The organism is Halomonas sp. WWR20, assembly GCF_054602495.1.
Genome location: NZ_JBTRHR010000003.1, coordinates 409,665 through 424,533 on the forward strand (window position 1 = coordinate 409,665; position 14,869 = coordinate 424,533).

16 protein-coding genes are annotated in these 14,869 nt (G+C 55.6%); 5 read left to right on the plus strand and 11 right to left on the minus strand.

All coding sequences use genetic code 11. The features are described from left to right. Nucleotides 1-65 precede the first annotated feature (65 nt). The 3 genes from ACW4DH_RS08375 to ACW4DH_RS08385 are packed head-to-tail and all read right to left on the minus strand — an operon-like array spanning nt 66 to nt 2,451. Nucleotides 66-1,445, minus strand: coding sequence for a sensor histidine kinase (locus ACW4DH_RS08375; RefSeq protein WP_459635917.1), 1,380 nt, complete (start codon nt 1,443-1,445; stop codon nt 66-68). Next, entirely contained in the window at nt 1,442-2,113 is a 672-nt protein-coding gene (locus ACW4DH_RS08380) for a response regulator transcription factor (protein WP_459635918.1), read from the minus strand. The genes ACW4DH_RS08375 and ACW4DH_RS08380 overlap by 4 nt, the downstream gene beginning before the upstream one ends. Next, the gene (locus tag ACW4DH_RS08385) at nt 2,110-2,451 is read right to left on the minus strand and encodes a PepSY domain-containing protein (RefSeq protein WP_459635919.1); all 342 of its coding nucleotides are present in this window, start codon (nt 2,449-2,451) and stop codon (nt 2,110-2,112) included. Before ACW4DH_RS08385 ends, ACW4DH_RS08380 begins: the two co-directional genes overlap by 4 nt. A 214-nt stretch (nt 2,452-2,665) precedes the next feature. Here ACW4DH_RS08385 and ACW4DH_RS08390 point away from each other — a divergent pair, with 214 nt between their 5' ends. Next, on the plus strand, nt 2,666-3,142 hold the full coding sequence (locus ACW4DH_RS08390; RefSeq protein ID WP_459635920.1) for a hypothetical protein: 477 nt from the start codon (nt 2,666-2,668) through the stop codon (nt 3,140-3,142). A 145-nt stretch (nt 3,143-3,287) separates the two neighbouring features. Continuing rightward, complete coding sequence (locus ACW4DH_RS08395; protein ID WP_459635921.1) at nt 3,288-3,878, plus strand: LysE family translocator; 591 nt, start codon at nt 3,288-3,290, stop codon at nt 3,876-3,878. On the opposite strand, the gene ACW4DH_RS08400 is transcribed toward ACW4DH_RS08395, so the two are convergent. The 4 genes from ACW4DH_RS08400 to ACW4DH_RS08415 form a co-directional block, all read right to left on the minus strand. Next, entirely contained in the window at nt 3,865-4,701 is an 837-nt protein-coding gene (locus ACW4DH_RS08400) for an AraC family transcriptional regulator (protein WP_459635922.1), read from the minus strand. The genes ACW4DH_RS08395 and ACW4DH_RS08400 overlap by 14 nt on opposite strands. 67 nt (nt 4,702-4,768) lie before the next feature. Next, nucleotides 4,769-5,398, minus strand: a complete 630-nt coding sequence (locus tag ACW4DH_RS08405; RefSeq protein WP_459635923.1) for an FMN-binding negative transcriptional regulator — start codon at nt 5,396-5,398, stop codon at nt 4,769-4,771. Between the two features lie 40 nt (nt 5,399-5,438). Then, nucleotides 5,439-6,176, minus strand: coding sequence for a GNAT family N-acetyltransferase (locus ACW4DH_RS08410; RefSeq protein WP_459635924.1), 738 nt, complete (start codon nt 6,174-6,176; stop codon nt 5,439-5,441). 17 nt (nt 6,177-6,193) lie between these two features. Beyond that, entirely contained in the window at nt 6,194-6,640 is a 447-nt protein-coding gene (locus ACW4DH_RS08415) for an N-acetyltransferase family protein (protein WP_459635925.1), read from the minus strand. Between the two features lie 93 nt (nt 6,641-6,733). On the opposite strand from ACW4DH_RS08415, the gene pdxR reads away from it, so the two are divergent. Beyond that, the gene (gene pdxR / locus ACW4DH_RS08420) at nt 6,734-8,215 is read left to right on the plus strand and encodes a MocR-like pyridoxine biosynthesis transcription factor PdxR (RefSeq protein WP_459635926.1); all 1,482 of its coding nucleotides are present in this window, start codon (nt 6,734-6,736) and stop codon (nt 8,213-8,215) included. Nucleotides 8,216-8,399: 184 nt separating this feature from the next. Here the strand turns inward: pdxR and ACW4DH_RS08425 are convergent, their stop codons facing one another. The 3 genes from ACW4DH_RS08425 to ACW4DH_RS08435 form a co-directional block, all read right to left on the minus strand. After that, nucleotides 8,400-10,259, minus strand: coding sequence for a hypothetical protein (locus tag ACW4DH_RS08425; protein WP_459635927.1), 1,860 nt, complete (start codon nt 10,257-10,259; stop codon nt 8,400-8,402). Nucleotides 10,260-11,136: 877 nt separating this feature from the next. Beyond that, nucleotides 11,137-11,583, minus strand: a complete 447-nt coding sequence (locus ACW4DH_RS08430) for a low molecular weight protein-tyrosine-phosphatase (RefSeq protein ID WP_459635928.1) — start codon at nt 11,581-11,583, stop codon at nt 11,137-11,139. 462 nt (nt 11,584-12,045) lie between these two features. After that, entirely contained in the window at nt 12,046-12,759 is a 714-nt protein-coding gene (locus ACW4DH_RS08435) for a DUF3581 family protein (protein WP_459635929.1), read from the minus strand. A 281-nt stretch (nt 12,760-13,040) separates the two neighbouring features. Between ACW4DH_RS08435 and ACW4DH_RS08440 the strand changes: the two genes are divergently transcribed. After that, nucleotides 13,041-13,412 carry a hypothetical protein gene (locus tag ACW4DH_RS08440; RefSeq protein WP_459635930.1) on the plus strand — a complete coding sequence of 124 codons (372 nt, stop codon included), beginning with the start codon at nt 13,041-13,043 and terminating at the stop codon, nt 13,410-13,412. Between the two features lie 39 nt (nt 13,413-13,451). Here ACW4DH_RS08440 and ACW4DH_RS08445 read toward each other — a convergent pair whose 3' ends face one another. After that, entirely contained in the window at nt 13,452-13,718 is a 267-nt protein-coding gene (locus ACW4DH_RS08445) for a hypothetical protein (protein WP_459635931.1), read from the minus strand. A gap of 540 nt (nt 13,719-14,258) precedes the next feature. Here ACW4DH_RS08445 and ACW4DH_RS08450 point away from each other — a divergent pair. Further along, entirely contained in the window at nt 14,259-14,813 is a 555-nt protein-coding gene (locus ACW4DH_RS08450; protein WP_459635932.1) for a hypothetical protein, read from the plus strand. Nucleotides 14,814-14,869 lie beyond the last annotated feature (56 nt).

The following is a 14,869-nucleotide window of genomic DNA, read 5'->3' on the forward strand; positions in this document are numbered from 1 at the left end:
AATCGACGCCTCCTGCCCCGAAAAATGTGGCTTAGCCTAACAGCAGGAATGTTTGGCAACCGAAGTTAGTTTTTTCTCGAAACGGCGCCAGCGGCAGGTAGCCAGACGTAGACCGAAAGCCCACCGAGAGATGCCTGCCCCAGCGTTATCCGCCCGCCGTAAAGCGTGACCAGCTCCTCCACGATGGCCAGCCCCAGTCCCGACCCTGAGCGGCGCTCGTCAAGGCGGGCACCGCGTGCCAGGGCCGCTTCACGTTGCGCGGCGGTCATGCCGGGGCCATCATCTTCTATCGACAAGCCAACCCCCTCCTCCTCGGCGGCAATGGCCAGTACGACACGTCCGTCGGCCCAGCGCAGGGCGTTGTCGAGCAGATTGCCGACCAGCTCTTGCAGGTCCTGCGGGTCCATGCGCACGTCCAGAGCCTCGTCGATATGGCGCTCGAGTCGAATGTTCCGTCGCCCTGCCAGACGTGCGAGCCCGTCGACCACGGGGGCAATGACGTGACTGAAGCGCACCCGCCCGGCCAACTGGGCCCCACTGGCGGCAGAGGCCCGTGCCAGATGATGGCGGATGGCTTCGTCGAGGCGCGCCACCTCTTGACGAACCTGATGACGCTGGGCTTCAGGCATCCGGTCCGCCAGGGTCTGCAGCACACTGATCGGCGTCTTCAATGCATGTGCCAGATTACCGGCAGCGGCACGGCCTCGCGTGATCAGCCGACGGTCGCGCTCGAGGACTTCATTCATGGCACTGGCGAGCTCGCGCAGTTCGCTGGGCAATCGAGTCTCGAGGCGTTCGGCCTGCCCCGCTTCGACAGCCTCGAGATTGACCAGCATGCGCCGTAACGGTGCCAGTCCCCAGCGGATCTGTAGCGCCAATCCGCTGAGAAGCAGAATGGCCAGTACCAGCAGTGAAAATGCGAGAAGCCACTGGAAATGGGCGACTTCGGTATCCAGTTGCTCTCGTGAGGCCGCGACACTGATATGCAAGGGATAGGGATACCCCGACAGATGTACTTCCCGTTCGATGAGCCTCAGCGGTTCATCCCGTGGGCCGCGCAGGTTACGCAACGTTATCTCGCTGCCCTGGGAGACGGGCAGACGTTGGTCCCACAGCGAACGTGACACGAGCGTCGTACCGTGCGTATCGGTCACCTGCCAGTACCATCCCGAGAAAACCCGTTCAAAACGCGAATCCCCCAGCGAATCCGTAACCTTTACCTGTTGGCTCGCGGGGCTAAGCTCCACATCGGCGAGCAAGGCATACAGGAGCGAGGTCAGACGCTGATCGAAGGAGGCGGTGACTGCCGCACGAAAATTATAGGCCAGCCCCACCCCCACCAGAGGCAGGATGATCAGCACCAGGATCAGCGCGGCGGTCAATAAGCGCCGCCCCAACGACCAATGCGCAGGAGGGGTAAGCCTGGCTCGCAGGCGTTGTTTCATGATGCGGTTTCAGCGGGCACGAGGCGATAGCCTTGTCCACGTCGCGTCTCGATGCAGCCACTTCCCAGTTTGCGCCGCAGGCGGCTGATCTGGACATCGATCACGTTGGAGTCCGGCTCGTGGTCACGATTGTAGACATGCTCGGATAGCTCGGCACGGCTGACGATACGGGGGGCGGCATGCAACAAGTAGCACAGCAGGCGGGACTCCTGTGCGGTCAGCGCCACGGGACGTCCCGCCAAGGTGACGCTGCCACTATGGGTATCGAAGTCCAGACTGCCGCAGGACAGTATCGGATGTGCGTGGCCATGGCTACGGCGCATCAATGCACGTAGCCGAAATAAGACTTCGGCAGTCTCGAAGGGCTTGGTGACGTAATCGTCGGCACCGGCGGAAAATCCGGCGGCCTTGTCGGACCAACGCTCACGTGCCGTGAGTATCAACACCGGCAGGTCGATCCCGTCTTCGCGCCACTGGGCCAGCCACCGGGTTCCGTCGCCATCGGGGAGTCCCAGGTCGAGAATGACGGCATCATAGCGTTCGGTTCGTACCAGAAAATCGGCCTCCTTACCGTTTGTGCTGGTTTCCAGTAACAGTCCCGCATCACGCAAGGCATCGCTTAATACCTCGGTTAGGGCCGGGTCGTCTTCTACCAGAAGAATTTTCACGGTCGCTCCATGTCCTCGATGTTGATCCCTTCGGTTTCGACCAATTTGCCGTTGGTGGCATCGAATTCAAACTCGACCAGTTGTCCCTGAGGACCTAGCATCTCGACTTCATAACGCGGCTGTTCCCCATCCCGCTCCAGCTCGATTTCCAGTATCACGCCCAGGTAATGAGCTTCCAACCAGTCCAGGATCCTGGGTAGCGACACCAGACGCCCAGCCCTGACGTCGTCATGGAGCTCTCGCCAATCATCTTCATCAGCATGCGCCAAAAAATTCAGGCTGATGCCCCAGCCGACCAGAGCGGCCAACAGAAGGCTAACGGGAAGTAATTTTTTCATCTGGATAGCATGCCAAAAACGATATGAACGTACCATGAACGGGCCTGTTGCCCGCCGCCAGCGAAAGGCAAGCGAGGAGACACATCGTCTCAAGAGGACCAAGCGGAAGATGAACGTAGGATGAACGTGGCTTTCAGCCCACGGCAAGGTCGCCTAGCGTACAACAGCATCACGAGACTCGAGAAACGTGAGTTAATGTGCCAGGAGAGCCGTGATGAAACCTTTACCCTATCTTATTCTTCCCGCCGCCCTGATCGGTGGCTTGGCGACCGACGCACTGGCCGCTAACGATGCTCTGACACGTGATGAACTGCACCGTATGCTGAAGCATGCCAGCCAGTATGGATACACGCATTACGAGGAGATTTCCTTAGACGATGAAGATGCCCACCTAGAACTCGAAGGCTGGCGGGACGACGGCTGGCATCTCGATGTCGACATGCGCGTATCGGATGGCCATTGGGTTCATGAGGAGAAGAGCAAAAGCCAGATACCCGATTGGAGCCTGACCGGTGAACAGGTCCGCGAGGCCTTGGCTAGTGCTCGCGAGGCGGGACTGGAGCGATTTTCCCAACTGGATGTCGATGCTGATGGGCACCTTGAAATCGAGGGTTACGACGCTCAGCAGCGTGAGATTGAGCTCCGCCTGGACTCCTCCAATTTTGCAGTTACCGAGGTGGAGCACGACTGACGGAACGGGGAACTGAGCGACACGTATCCGCCGCAGCACCGAGCGCGGAGGCTCCCCAGCTCGGCACATCAAGTCAATATTGTTCAATATCGGGGAACTTCAGGCAGCTTACTCTCGGCTGGTTCGATGACGAGAGTAACGCTGAATGACCCCGACTCTATTGCTATCCATGGTGGCGTTTGCCGTCGCGGCCTCGCTGTCTCCCGGCCCCGTCAACCTCGTGGCGCTCAGTGCCGGCGTGAAACATGGCTTCCGGTCCAGCCTTCGCCATGTCAGCGGAGCTACGCTAGGCTTCACCCTACTGCTATTGCTGATCGGGCTGGGCCTGCATCAGGCATTTCGGCATTGGCCTAGCCTGACGGAGTGGATTCGCTGGGCGGGCGTCGCCTTTCTGCTGTTCATGGCGTACAAGCTGGCCGCTGACAATGGCAGGTTGGGACACAACGATGCCCGGCCGCCCTCGATGCTGGTCGGCGCCACCATGCAATGGTTGAATCCCAAGGCCTGGATGGCGTCAATCGCCGGCATGGGCGCCTATACCGCAGGCGGCGATACCACTCTGGTGCTGGCGTTCTCCGGTTTATTCTTCGCCATCTGTTATGCCAGTCTCGCCTGTTGGGCAGCCGCCGGCGCCTTCATGGGACGCTGGCTACAAAACCCTGCACAGGTTCGCTGGTTCAACCGGGGAATGGCCGCAACGCTAGTGATCAGTGCACTGACGCTCAGCCTGATGTGACCTGGATATACTGCCGAGGCGTGACGGCAGTGAAACGTTTGAAGGTGCGCTGAAAGTGAGGCTGATCGGCGAACTGACACTCCAGTGCCACGTCCGCGATCGGGCGGCCACGTTTGAGTTCAACCTGGCCATGCCGAATACGGCAGTCCGTAAGAAACGCATAGGGAGTAATACCGTACTGCTGCTTGAAACAACGCACCAGATAGGCGGATGACACACCGGCGATGGCAGAAACGTCGGCAAGTCGCAGCGGTTGGGTGCAATGTTCACGCATGAAAGACGCCGCATGACTCAGCCCCTGACCGGAAGACCCGGTAGCATGCCGATCGACCAGCGCCAGGCGTCGATGCAGCCCGGTGAAGAATGCTCTGGCCCGCGCATCCCGGGTAGAGGTGGTCTGGCGCGGATCCATCAGTATCACGCAGAGCGTGAGCAGACCGCGGAAGATCACCGGATCCTGGCTGACATAGGTGGCAAAATGCCGAAAGCCCCCAGCGGCAGCGCATCCCAGGCTGTGCTGAAGCCGCACCAACCATGCCGGCTCGACATATAGCATGCAGTAGGACCAAGGCCGATCGGTAAGCGGATTGCAGGCATGAATCTCGTGCGGATTCATCAGCACGACCGAGCCACGTGTGACAGTGCTGGCGGCCTTCTGATGCCAATAGAGGCTCTGGCCGCCGGTAACGGCACCGATCGAAAACGTGTCATGACTATGCTTGGCGTAACCGATACCTCGGCCATCCCGCGTGACGCGTGCCTCGATATAGGGCAGATCGGCATCGCGCCAGAAGTTCATGTTGTCGTTACGTCGCCCGCCCATCGATCCGTCCCGAAAGCGTTTTTATCATAATGCCACAAGCGTGCCCGAGAATTCTCCCGCCCCTCACTCAGGAAGAGCCAATACCGCTCAAGCAGGCAGCCTTCTCGGCATCGACGCCATATTCTTCCAGAAGCCCTCGCCGGATGGCCTCGCGCTCTTCGTACGACTTGTGCTGGCTGGCCTTATGCTTGCCCGTCAGCCGCGTGATGGTGAGCTCTATCCCCACAATGGCGCGACACATGTTTTCGATATAGTCCTCGGGCGCATCCTCAAGTGCCCAAGGGACCGTCCGCTGACTTTCGAAGCGCTCAACCAGCGCAGCGACATTTTGTCTGAGCCAAGCGGGATCCTCGATAAAGCACAGCCGGCCGTGAGCATGTACCACCTGATAATTCCAGGTGGGCACCACCCGGCCATGTTTCTGCTTGTCGGGATACCAGCTCGGCGTGATGTAGGCCTGGGGGCCGTGAAAAATTGCCAGAGCGTCCCGCTCACCCGCACGCCAGAGGGCGTTGGCACGAGCAATATGGCCACGCAGTATGCCTTTTCCGTCCTCGGTCGGCTCGAACAGGAGCGGCAGGTGATCACAGGTCAGGCCTTCGGGGCCGGTCGTAACCAGCGAGGAAAAGGGGTTGGCCTCTATTACTGTACGCAGGGCGTCGGAATCGGTCAGGGCAAACTGAGCGGGTAGATACATAGCGGCTCTTTTTCAGAGGGAAAGAGACAGCCGGCGCCTGTTACGCCGCACTGGTCAGCGTCGACAGCGAGATGCGCTGCCGGCCCCGGGCATCGAAATTTTCTGGCGCCAGCCAGCGCATGAACAGCGGTTGCAGCTTGGGCCATTCGGTGTCGAGCAGGGAATACCAGGCAGAGTCCCGGTTATGGCCACTTACGACACGGTGCTGTCTGAAAATGCCTTCGAACTGAAAGCCGAGCCGTTGCGCGGCCCGTCGTGACGGGGCATTCAGCGCATCGCATTTCCATTCCAGTCGGCGGTAGCCCAGCGCAAACACATGAGCCATCATCAGCACCAGCGCCTCGGTAGCGGCCGAGGTACGGGACAGCCGAGCCGAAAAGCTCAGATGTCCCAGCTCGACCGTGCCGTGCTCGGGCACGACGTTGAGCCAGGCGGCGACACCCAGAGCGTCTCCGCTATCCACGTCGATGACGGCCATGAACGTCGGATCCGGACTCATGCTGCGCTGATGCAGCCAGCCATAGCAGCTCTCCAAGTTATCAAAGGGCCGCCCACCCAGGTATGTCCAGCGGGCCTCGCCTGCACGATCCTCCGGCAGTTGCGGGCCGGACAGTTGCCAGGCGCTCCACAGTGACGAGGCATGGCGCTCGGCATCCAGAGGCTCGAGGCGGCAGAAGCGTCCCTTCATCGGGGTAGCACCGGGCCGCCCCGGTGGCTGCCACTCCGGCACAACAGAGCCGATGGGTTGGTCGAAACGATTAGCGACGAGGTCAGGCATGGCCGGCTTCCTTTCGTTCAGTCGATTACGAGCGTATAGGCGTGAAAGGCATCATTGCGTTGCCAGCCCAGCGACTCGTAGAGGCGTTGCGCGGGGTGATTGTGGGTCTGCGTATTCAGCGTCAGCCGGCGAACGCCCTGATCGACGGCCAGCTCGGTCGCGGCTTGCATCAGTTCCCGGCCGATACCCTGCCCACGCGCCTCGGGCAATACATAGAGGTCAGCCAGGGTCCAGCGTGGACCGAGGCTGACAGTGGAGAGCCCCGGATAGAGCTGAACGAAGCCTGTCAGCGCACCGTTGGCTTCATGCACCAACAGCCGGGAGTCGCCCAAGGCAAAGCGCTGAACGAGATAGGTACGAGCGGCCGCCACGTCGCCGGTCTGGTCATAGAAGCGACGGTAACCGTCGAGTAGCCGGCTCAGGGCATCGAGATCGGAGACGCTGGCGGGACGGATGGCGTTCATGGTCGCTCCTGGCGGATCAAAGTGACAGGCCGTCAGTTTGTCGTCATAGTGGTTCTTACATAAGGGCCAATTCCAAGTAAAAACGGGGAACCAGTGGACCACGAGCGAGCACACAGCGAATGGGTCATTGAGGCGCTGGCCATGCACTTGGCTGTCGCCGGGACCGGCACGCTGACACAGCGCCTTTACGACGCGCTACGCGGATGGATTCAGAACGGTGAGCTGGCTTCTGGCAGCGCCCTGCCCTCGTCGCGCCGCTTGATGCAGTCGTTGGGCGTGGGGCGCAATACCGTACTCGCTGCCATGGATCGGCTGGTGGCGGAGGGCTTTGTGGCGGCGCGCCAGGGCGTCGGGCTATTCGTCGCCGATCTGCCCCCGACGCCGGCCGGCATGGCCGGACGAGCCCCGATCTCCGAGGCCGGTCGACTCTCTCGGCGAGGACAGCAACTGCTCGATTTCTGCGGCACGATGGGTACCAGCCATCGTGCCTTCGCACCGGGTATTCCGGCACTTGACCGGTTCCCGCGCGAGCTTTGGCAGCGCATGTTGCGGCGCCACCAGTACCGAGCGCAGGAAGATTGGTTCGACTACCAGGCTCAGGGCGGACTGCCGGCCCTGAAGACGGCACTCTGCGATTATCTACACTTGGCACGCTCGGTGCACTGCCGCCCCGAACAGATCCTTATCACTCAAGGTGCTCAGCAGGGCTTCGAACTGATCGCTCGGCTGCTGGCGGATCCCGGCGATGCGGCATGGATTGAGGAACCCGGCTATGGCGGCGCCCAGGCCTGCTTTTCCATGGCCGGGCTGAACACGATTCCCGTACCCGTGGATGAACAAGGCATCCATCCCGATGCGCTGTCCCCAGAGGCCCCTGCTCCCAGGCTGATCTATGTTACCCCGTCGCATCAATATCCCAGCGGAGTGACGATGACCATGGCACGCCGTCTCGCGCTGCTGGCGTGTGCCGAACGATATAAATCCTGGATCGTCGAGGACGATTACGACAGCGAATTCCGTTACACCACTCCCCCGGTAGCGTCATTGCAGGGACTCGCCGGGCGAGCGCCGGTAATCTACGTGGGCACCTTCAGTAAGGTCCTCTATCCGGGGCTACGCCTGGGCTACCTGGTGCTGCCTTATGCGCTGGTCGATGACTTTCGGCGCGCCAATGCTCGCCTGCACCGGGAGGGTCAGTATGCCGTGCAGTCGGCACTGGCCGAATTCATTGCCGAGGGACATTTCGCTCGACATGTGGCGCGCATGCGAACGTGCTATCGCCATCGTCAGGCCTGTCTACGTGACGCTCTGGCGCCCGCCACGGCGCAGGGGTTAGCGCTTTCACAAGGCCAGGCCGGCATGCATCTGGTGGCAAAACTCGAATCACTGGGGCTGGAACAACACCTAGTGGCTCAATGTCATGAGCAAGGCATTACCCTATCGCCCTTGTCGCGTTACTACTTAGGGAACCATAGAGAGCCCGGTCTGGTGCTGGGCTATGCCGGCACGAGTGAGGCGGAAATCGCTCGTGCCGGTGGCTGGCTATGCAAGGCTTGGCTGCAGGGGGTGATGTAGTACGCTCTTATGGCGACTAAGGCTGGCCGCAATAATAGAAGGCTATAAAGATTGAGCCTAGCGGTGAGATTTGCCAAGTTGCAATATTAAGCCTTCAGAGAAGGCACATCTTTCAAGCCCAAGATATTATAATACCCTCCGGATATGGCACCTAAGCCTAGAGGGAGTAGTTCAGACTCTCGAATCATATTAATCCAACGAGAGTTCCATCCGTATCGTTCGTCGGGTTTCCACCCTTTATTCTGAGTGCCCCTGTAGAATCAACCCACGACACGTAAGAGCCTCCTATCTTCGTTACGTTTCTCCATCTCCCAATAGGATTATCAACTCTCTCATTTGCATAGTAATTGACCCCCTCGCTTGTGCAATGCACCACATCTAGAAAATAAGATGAAAGGTTTCCTGATGTGATACAACCGCTGATTCCTTCAGAACTAACCACTGGCCCTTTCGAATCATATCTTATATTGTTATGCACTATTGATCCTCCTGCTGATTGACTTAGATGCACTGCACCACTTTTGCAATCCTCCTTCGGATGGCCATCGTTAAAAGAATTCAAGAATTCACAGCTCGTCACGCTAATACTAGAAGTTGCGTATATAGGAGTATCGCCGGTTTCCATGAAACGCATACCTGAAACACTAGTAGCTGTTCCGCCGCTAACACGAATAGATACACTCCCCGCCGCAAAAGACAAGCCTCCTCTCACGCTTACCCCAGATGTACTATAGACATCTGCATGGCGAGAATATGAAAAACTACAGTCAGCGATTTCAAATCCTTTTGTTGGCGATGTTACTCGTATATGTTGTTGGTAGGGCGCTATAGAGGCACCTCCTCTTTCTGCCTTAAAGTTACAACCAACTACTTTTATGCGAGAATTCTTCTTCCTCCCTCCTGTGTATATACCATATTCAGGGACAAAATTGAAAAAACAGTTTGAGATGATCAAGTCGGTCACTCCATCTATTTTTATTCCTCCATAACGGCTCTTGAAAACAGTACAGCCCTCGATAAGGGTCGTCTGCGATGTATTGTATTCATCGCCTGCCCCCTTCATCATAATCAAATGAGAGGTGCCATTATCAGCCAAGCTGTTGAGAAGCTGCCCGTCGGTTGTATTTCCTTCTGTCCGAACGCAAACATCAACGAAAAACCAGCAACTCCTAACAACCCAACCTTGGATACCATCAAGATAAATTGCCGACGTTCCACCTGTCGTTTCCGCAAAGCAAATATCAGATACTATGGGCACTAGCCCGCCGGGATCCTTTACCGGCGCTCCCTCTATTAGACCATGACCTACATATATCATTTCGCCTATATCAGGAGTGCTTGTAAATATACGGGTGGAAGTATAACCGCTGCCTCGAAGCCAATCCCCTTTGCGCAAGTAGATAGGCTTGGTAATTTTGTAATTACCTCCCGAACGCAGTCGAATTTCCCTACCTCCAGATTTTTGGAACGTGTAGCCGGAGTAATCATGATCGTATGGTACAGAAGATGCACATGCGGCACGTATCGCATCAGTATCGTCAGCTTCCCCGTCGCCCTTAGCTCCGTACCATTCCACACAAACGGTAGATTTGTCAGCGTTGCGGACCCATCGGCCCCGACTTCCTCTAGCTGGCGCGAAAACGAACCCTCCATCTTGCAACTCGGTACTAGCTGCACACCAGCGAAAAAAGCCGCCGCCGCCATCCCCCGGAATATCATATCCCATCACGTTAACAAGCTGCATGTCTGCTAGCTTACTTGTATTTAATGACACCATCTCGTTAATGTTATTTACGTATATAGTCCGCTGCTCCAAAGCGCTATCCAACGCTTGCGACCCCGTGGCGGTAGTGACACGAGTCTTGGAGATATCGACATGACGCAGCCCATTATCATATTCGCCTGACTGCCAATGTTTTCCTTCTGCTGCGTCAGCGGCCAACCCCTTGGCGTTGGGGAGGTAGGAATAGGCACTATCGGCTGCCGTAAAAATGGTACCGGCCTGTAATGCCTTAAGAATGAAGCTCCTGCGTGATAGATTCACTTCGCCCCCGATAGATAAGAAAGAGAGACGACACTATGCGCTACAGAACCAGCCGAGATATTATATGAAGATATTCAACCAGAAAGGTGTCGTCACACCAGACTATTGAATAGTCTATCATTGACTCATAAAAATCCAGACTATAGTTTTAATATCAGTGCTCACAATACGAATTCCCTATACCGGCCATTCTATGGAGGCTAGAATAGCCATGAATAAGTTAGTCGAGGTTCTCACTAACACCCCTTACAGATCAGCTTATTCTTGGAAAGCCTTGCTTGCCATGCTAGGTCTAATCATGCAAATGTTGTTGCTTGTGACAGAGTCGTTATTTTTTTCTGACGAAAGTAGGGCATGATTAAGAAGGTCGCTTCACAGCCACAGGTCATAGGATCACTCCAGTATCGGCCAGCTACTCCGATTACCATTACTGCCCTGCAGCCACCACTGGGCGGCCGCTTATCGGGATTCAGAGGCGGGCGTTTTGACTGGAAAGAGCGCTTTTAAGAAGCGCGAGATCGCTAGCGGGGTTCGGGGCAGCATAGTGTTCCATTAAGCGAGACACCTCGTCTCTCAGCATACCGCACACATATTCATCATAGTTCGAAATGAGCGCATCACAATGCTGGCAAAAGAGCTCATCGGAAGGCTGAGGATTCCTCATATCTTTCCAAGAGCTGAAATTATGACATTTAGGGCAAGCGACATTCCTTGATCGATTGAACATATAAGCATCCTGCCTATGGGTGGAGCTTCAACCTAGCATCGCGATCATGACAACGCCGCTAACCCAAGTTATCAATCCTAAACAAACTGTTCAATGCCGATCCACTTTGTCTGCTTCCGGGCAGGCCCGCCTGCTGGCATAGGCTAAACATCAAATGAGCTTGGGTTGCCAAGTGTCGGCAGCTCGTACCAACTGGTGGTGAACGTGCTCGAAGGCTTCTCGGCTTTTTCGATACGGATCGGGGATATCTTCGCCTCTTCCCCCCGCGCCTAACCACCGCCCGAATAAAAGCGTCTTGCCGGTGGCAGAGGGTACGAGCTTGGCCACAGCATGCCGCTGGCCTTCGCTCATGACTAGGATCAGATCGGCAGACTGGATCATATCCGAGGTAATCTGCCGTGCTTGGTGATTACCGATTTTCAGCCCATCAGCCTCGGCTAGCGTTTTTGCCGTAGGCTCGACGTCATGACCGACAAGAGCTCCCAAACCGGCAGATTCGATGCTGAGTTGCGGCAGTCGCGCCTTGAGTAGAGCTTCCGCGACGGGACTACGGCACACATTGCCCGTACAAACGACAAGGATTTTCGAAAACTTCATTTTTCTACCACTGCTTATTTAACGTTGTTCAAAGTAGCATGACATATCCCCTGCAAAGCGAACCCGAGACAAAAAAAGAACTGAAAAAAGCGTCGCAAGCAGGTGGCAAACGTCGGCTCACTTCAAGAGGCCCAGCGCCCTCAATGCCGCTCAGTAAATCTAGGCTGAGCAAGAAAAACGTAGACCTATATAGAATGCCGAGCTATGACCCAGTATCCTCATCATTCCCTTCTAGCACACCTGACAACATCCACATCGATTTTAAAGTTAACAGATCCAAGTAGCACATCAATTTTCCCTGTCGTGAGTCGTATTTCGCTAGCAAATTTAGACTAGCTCGTCTCATCGACAGTACAGCCAGGGTCTTACTGTTTCCTTAAGCACACCCGGTGTGCCTGCCAATACAGCAGTGCACAAGCCCCATTCAACCCACAGTTAATGAACCGATCCGTTTACGACAGGTTAACTCAGTTTGCCCGTCTGCGCCTTGCGTCGGTTGAACTTATCGACGAAATCGTCCATTACCGACGCATCGTAGGGCTGCAACCCGCTGATCACGAGCTTTTTGGAGCCACGCCCCACCTGTCGGCCTTGTGACATCATGCGAAAATTCAGATACGCCTCACCTCGTTTGCCATTGATATGGAGTTTGGAGCCAGTGAACTCCACCTGCAACTCAGCAATATCCAGCGTATCCAGCGCGAAATCCATGCGATCATAGATGACCAGCGGACGTTGAGGATTGAACATCACTCCGTGCTCCTCCATCAACGGCTTGAGATAATGGGGGAAGTTTCGGCCGGAGAAGGCAATATAGCGTCGTATAAAAGACTCGACGATACGTGCATCCCGGGTGGTAGCCCCTTCTCGCTCGATAAGCAGGAATTCCTTGCCCGCATCATCGATCACTTTGAGGTTGCCATCATCCTGTTCGCTAATGAGTAACGAAGCACCGTCACCAACCATGCCGCAAAAATGAAATGACATTTGCTGAGAGAGGCCATGGCGAGCGAGAACTAACGCAAACAGTAGGTCTCCCGGCACGCAAAAGCGTCGAGCGTCCGGATCATGAATCGGATTGTAGTCATCGGCCATGCACTTGGCGAAATGGCTAGCCTGGTCTGCAGCGATGCAGATCCGCCCATCAGTCAATGTGTAAAAATCATTAAGAAACATGCATTTTCCTGGTTGCTGACGAGAAATCAGCATCCTGTCAGGGGGGTCATCTCAGTCACGTGGTACCGCACGAGCCTTGCGTTCTATCATCTTGTCGTACCGAGGCCAAGCACTTCAGGGAAATTGATCTCCCTTCTGCATGCACCTCCTTCCCGCCCGGCTTAGCCAAGCCTTAAAGCGGCTACCAAGTACAGTCTCCCGAGTATAGCTTCGCACCGCACTGCTTATACCGCCAAATTGAGCTATATACGTAGCACTATTAGTTTTACAGGAGAGTTCGTATGGTAAAAACAGCCCGTGTCGAGCCTATTGTCGAAAGCCGGGGAGACAGCCGTTTCATTATCGGCTGGAAAGTCGTTGATGCCAGCGACGCTGGCAGCGGAGCCGAGGTTTCACGTCACGACACCGAACCTGAAGCTATAAAAGCGGCACGCGATTATGAAGGCGATCCAGAATATACCCTTCTTGATCAGGTGGGAGAAGGAGAGCTGACCCAGACATACACCGTACGACAAATTGACGTACCCGGCAGCGAGGCAGCAACGCAGTTCGAAGTCTACAATTCACAAACAGGCGCCAGCATTGAATTGTTTGATTCCGAGGAAGACGCTAGAGCCTTGGCCCAAGAGAAGAACGGCGAAGCCCCTATTTAAGGTGAGCCCCCTTTAGGGGGCTTTTTCCTTGAATCGGAATTATATTTCCGCTTGGCTTATATGGCGATAGATATAAAACAAATAGATGATAGCGACGACTAATGCGATGCCAGCGACAGGCAATAAGACCTGCCTCATATATTCCGGCCACTCGCTTGCTTCTTTAGCGCGAGGGTCATCATCGCTAAAGCGTACGCGAGGCAAGAATTTCCCCTTCTTCTTACGCCATCTCAGGAGTAGCGACAATGCCCCTAGCGCCGCAAGGACCAGAATCGCTAGCACCCATATTGTACTTTGAAAGAACATAGGCCAGCTCCTCAAATAGATAATAATAGGTTAGCCTAAACCGGCATATGCGAAAGCGCAGTTGGTCTGGCGATACCGATTCGTCATCCTGCGTTTCTTTAGCTGTGCTTCGTTGCCCTTGCAGCACACGCTTTAAGTTGCCACGTTATAGTGAGAAGCCGTTAGACACTGCAAGATAGCAATTATCGATGTTGTCATCCTGCTTGAAGAGGATTACTGACATGACCCTACAAGATAACCACCCAGATAGATCAATGGAGCCCGGTGATGAGGCATCGCCAGGGACACCCGGAACCGGAGAGAATCTATGTCGTAAGTGTCAAGGCAGTGGCCGCATTGGCCAGGAAGAATGTCCGCAATGCGGGGGGACGGGGTATGTAGTGGAAGGCCTCGGTGGCGGTTAGCCGTTTCCTGCCAGCGTATAGGTAGCTCTCTCAAGCCTAACCGCAGTACAAGATGTACTATTCGCTATCGACGTCATGATGGTTTCTCGCGCATGGGTTTGATAATTTTGAGTATTTTAGCTTGAGAGAGCGCACGATGATTAGAAAAGTCGGCCTACGCCTGACTCTGGACAACGAGGTTTTTGAAATACCTTACGACGCCGAGCATCATGCAGAGGGTGTGGTATACCCGTATCGCTCGTTAGTGGCTCATCCGGAAATTATCGAAGAGATACCTGAGGTCGAGGATCAACCGCTCCTTCGAAAGCTACTTCATGCCATCAACGCGCCTGATGGAATGCTGGAGTCGGCACGGGTCGAACATTGGTATGGCAAACACGAAGGCCGGGTTATTCATGTTGCTGCTGTAGGAGTTTTCTTCCGCAATAGAAATCGCTTCGCCAATATCGATGAATACATGCTATTTGCAGGCAGAATGCTACAGGCGGCTCATTCCAGCCCAGCCTTTGTGAATGATGAAGATGCCGTGCAACTCGAACTGCAAAATGCCAAGCTCACCGAAGAAAAAACTCAAGGCTGGATAATGGATCTGTTTATATTTGGACGTGGCCAAGACGCGGCCTCATCCGATGCGGATCTGGGCAAAAAGCTCAACTCGCTAAGTCATCTATGGCGGCCTGGCTTCGCTTGAACAAATGTTTGCCGCTTAACATGATATAAAAGAGAATCCGCGAAACCAAGCACAAG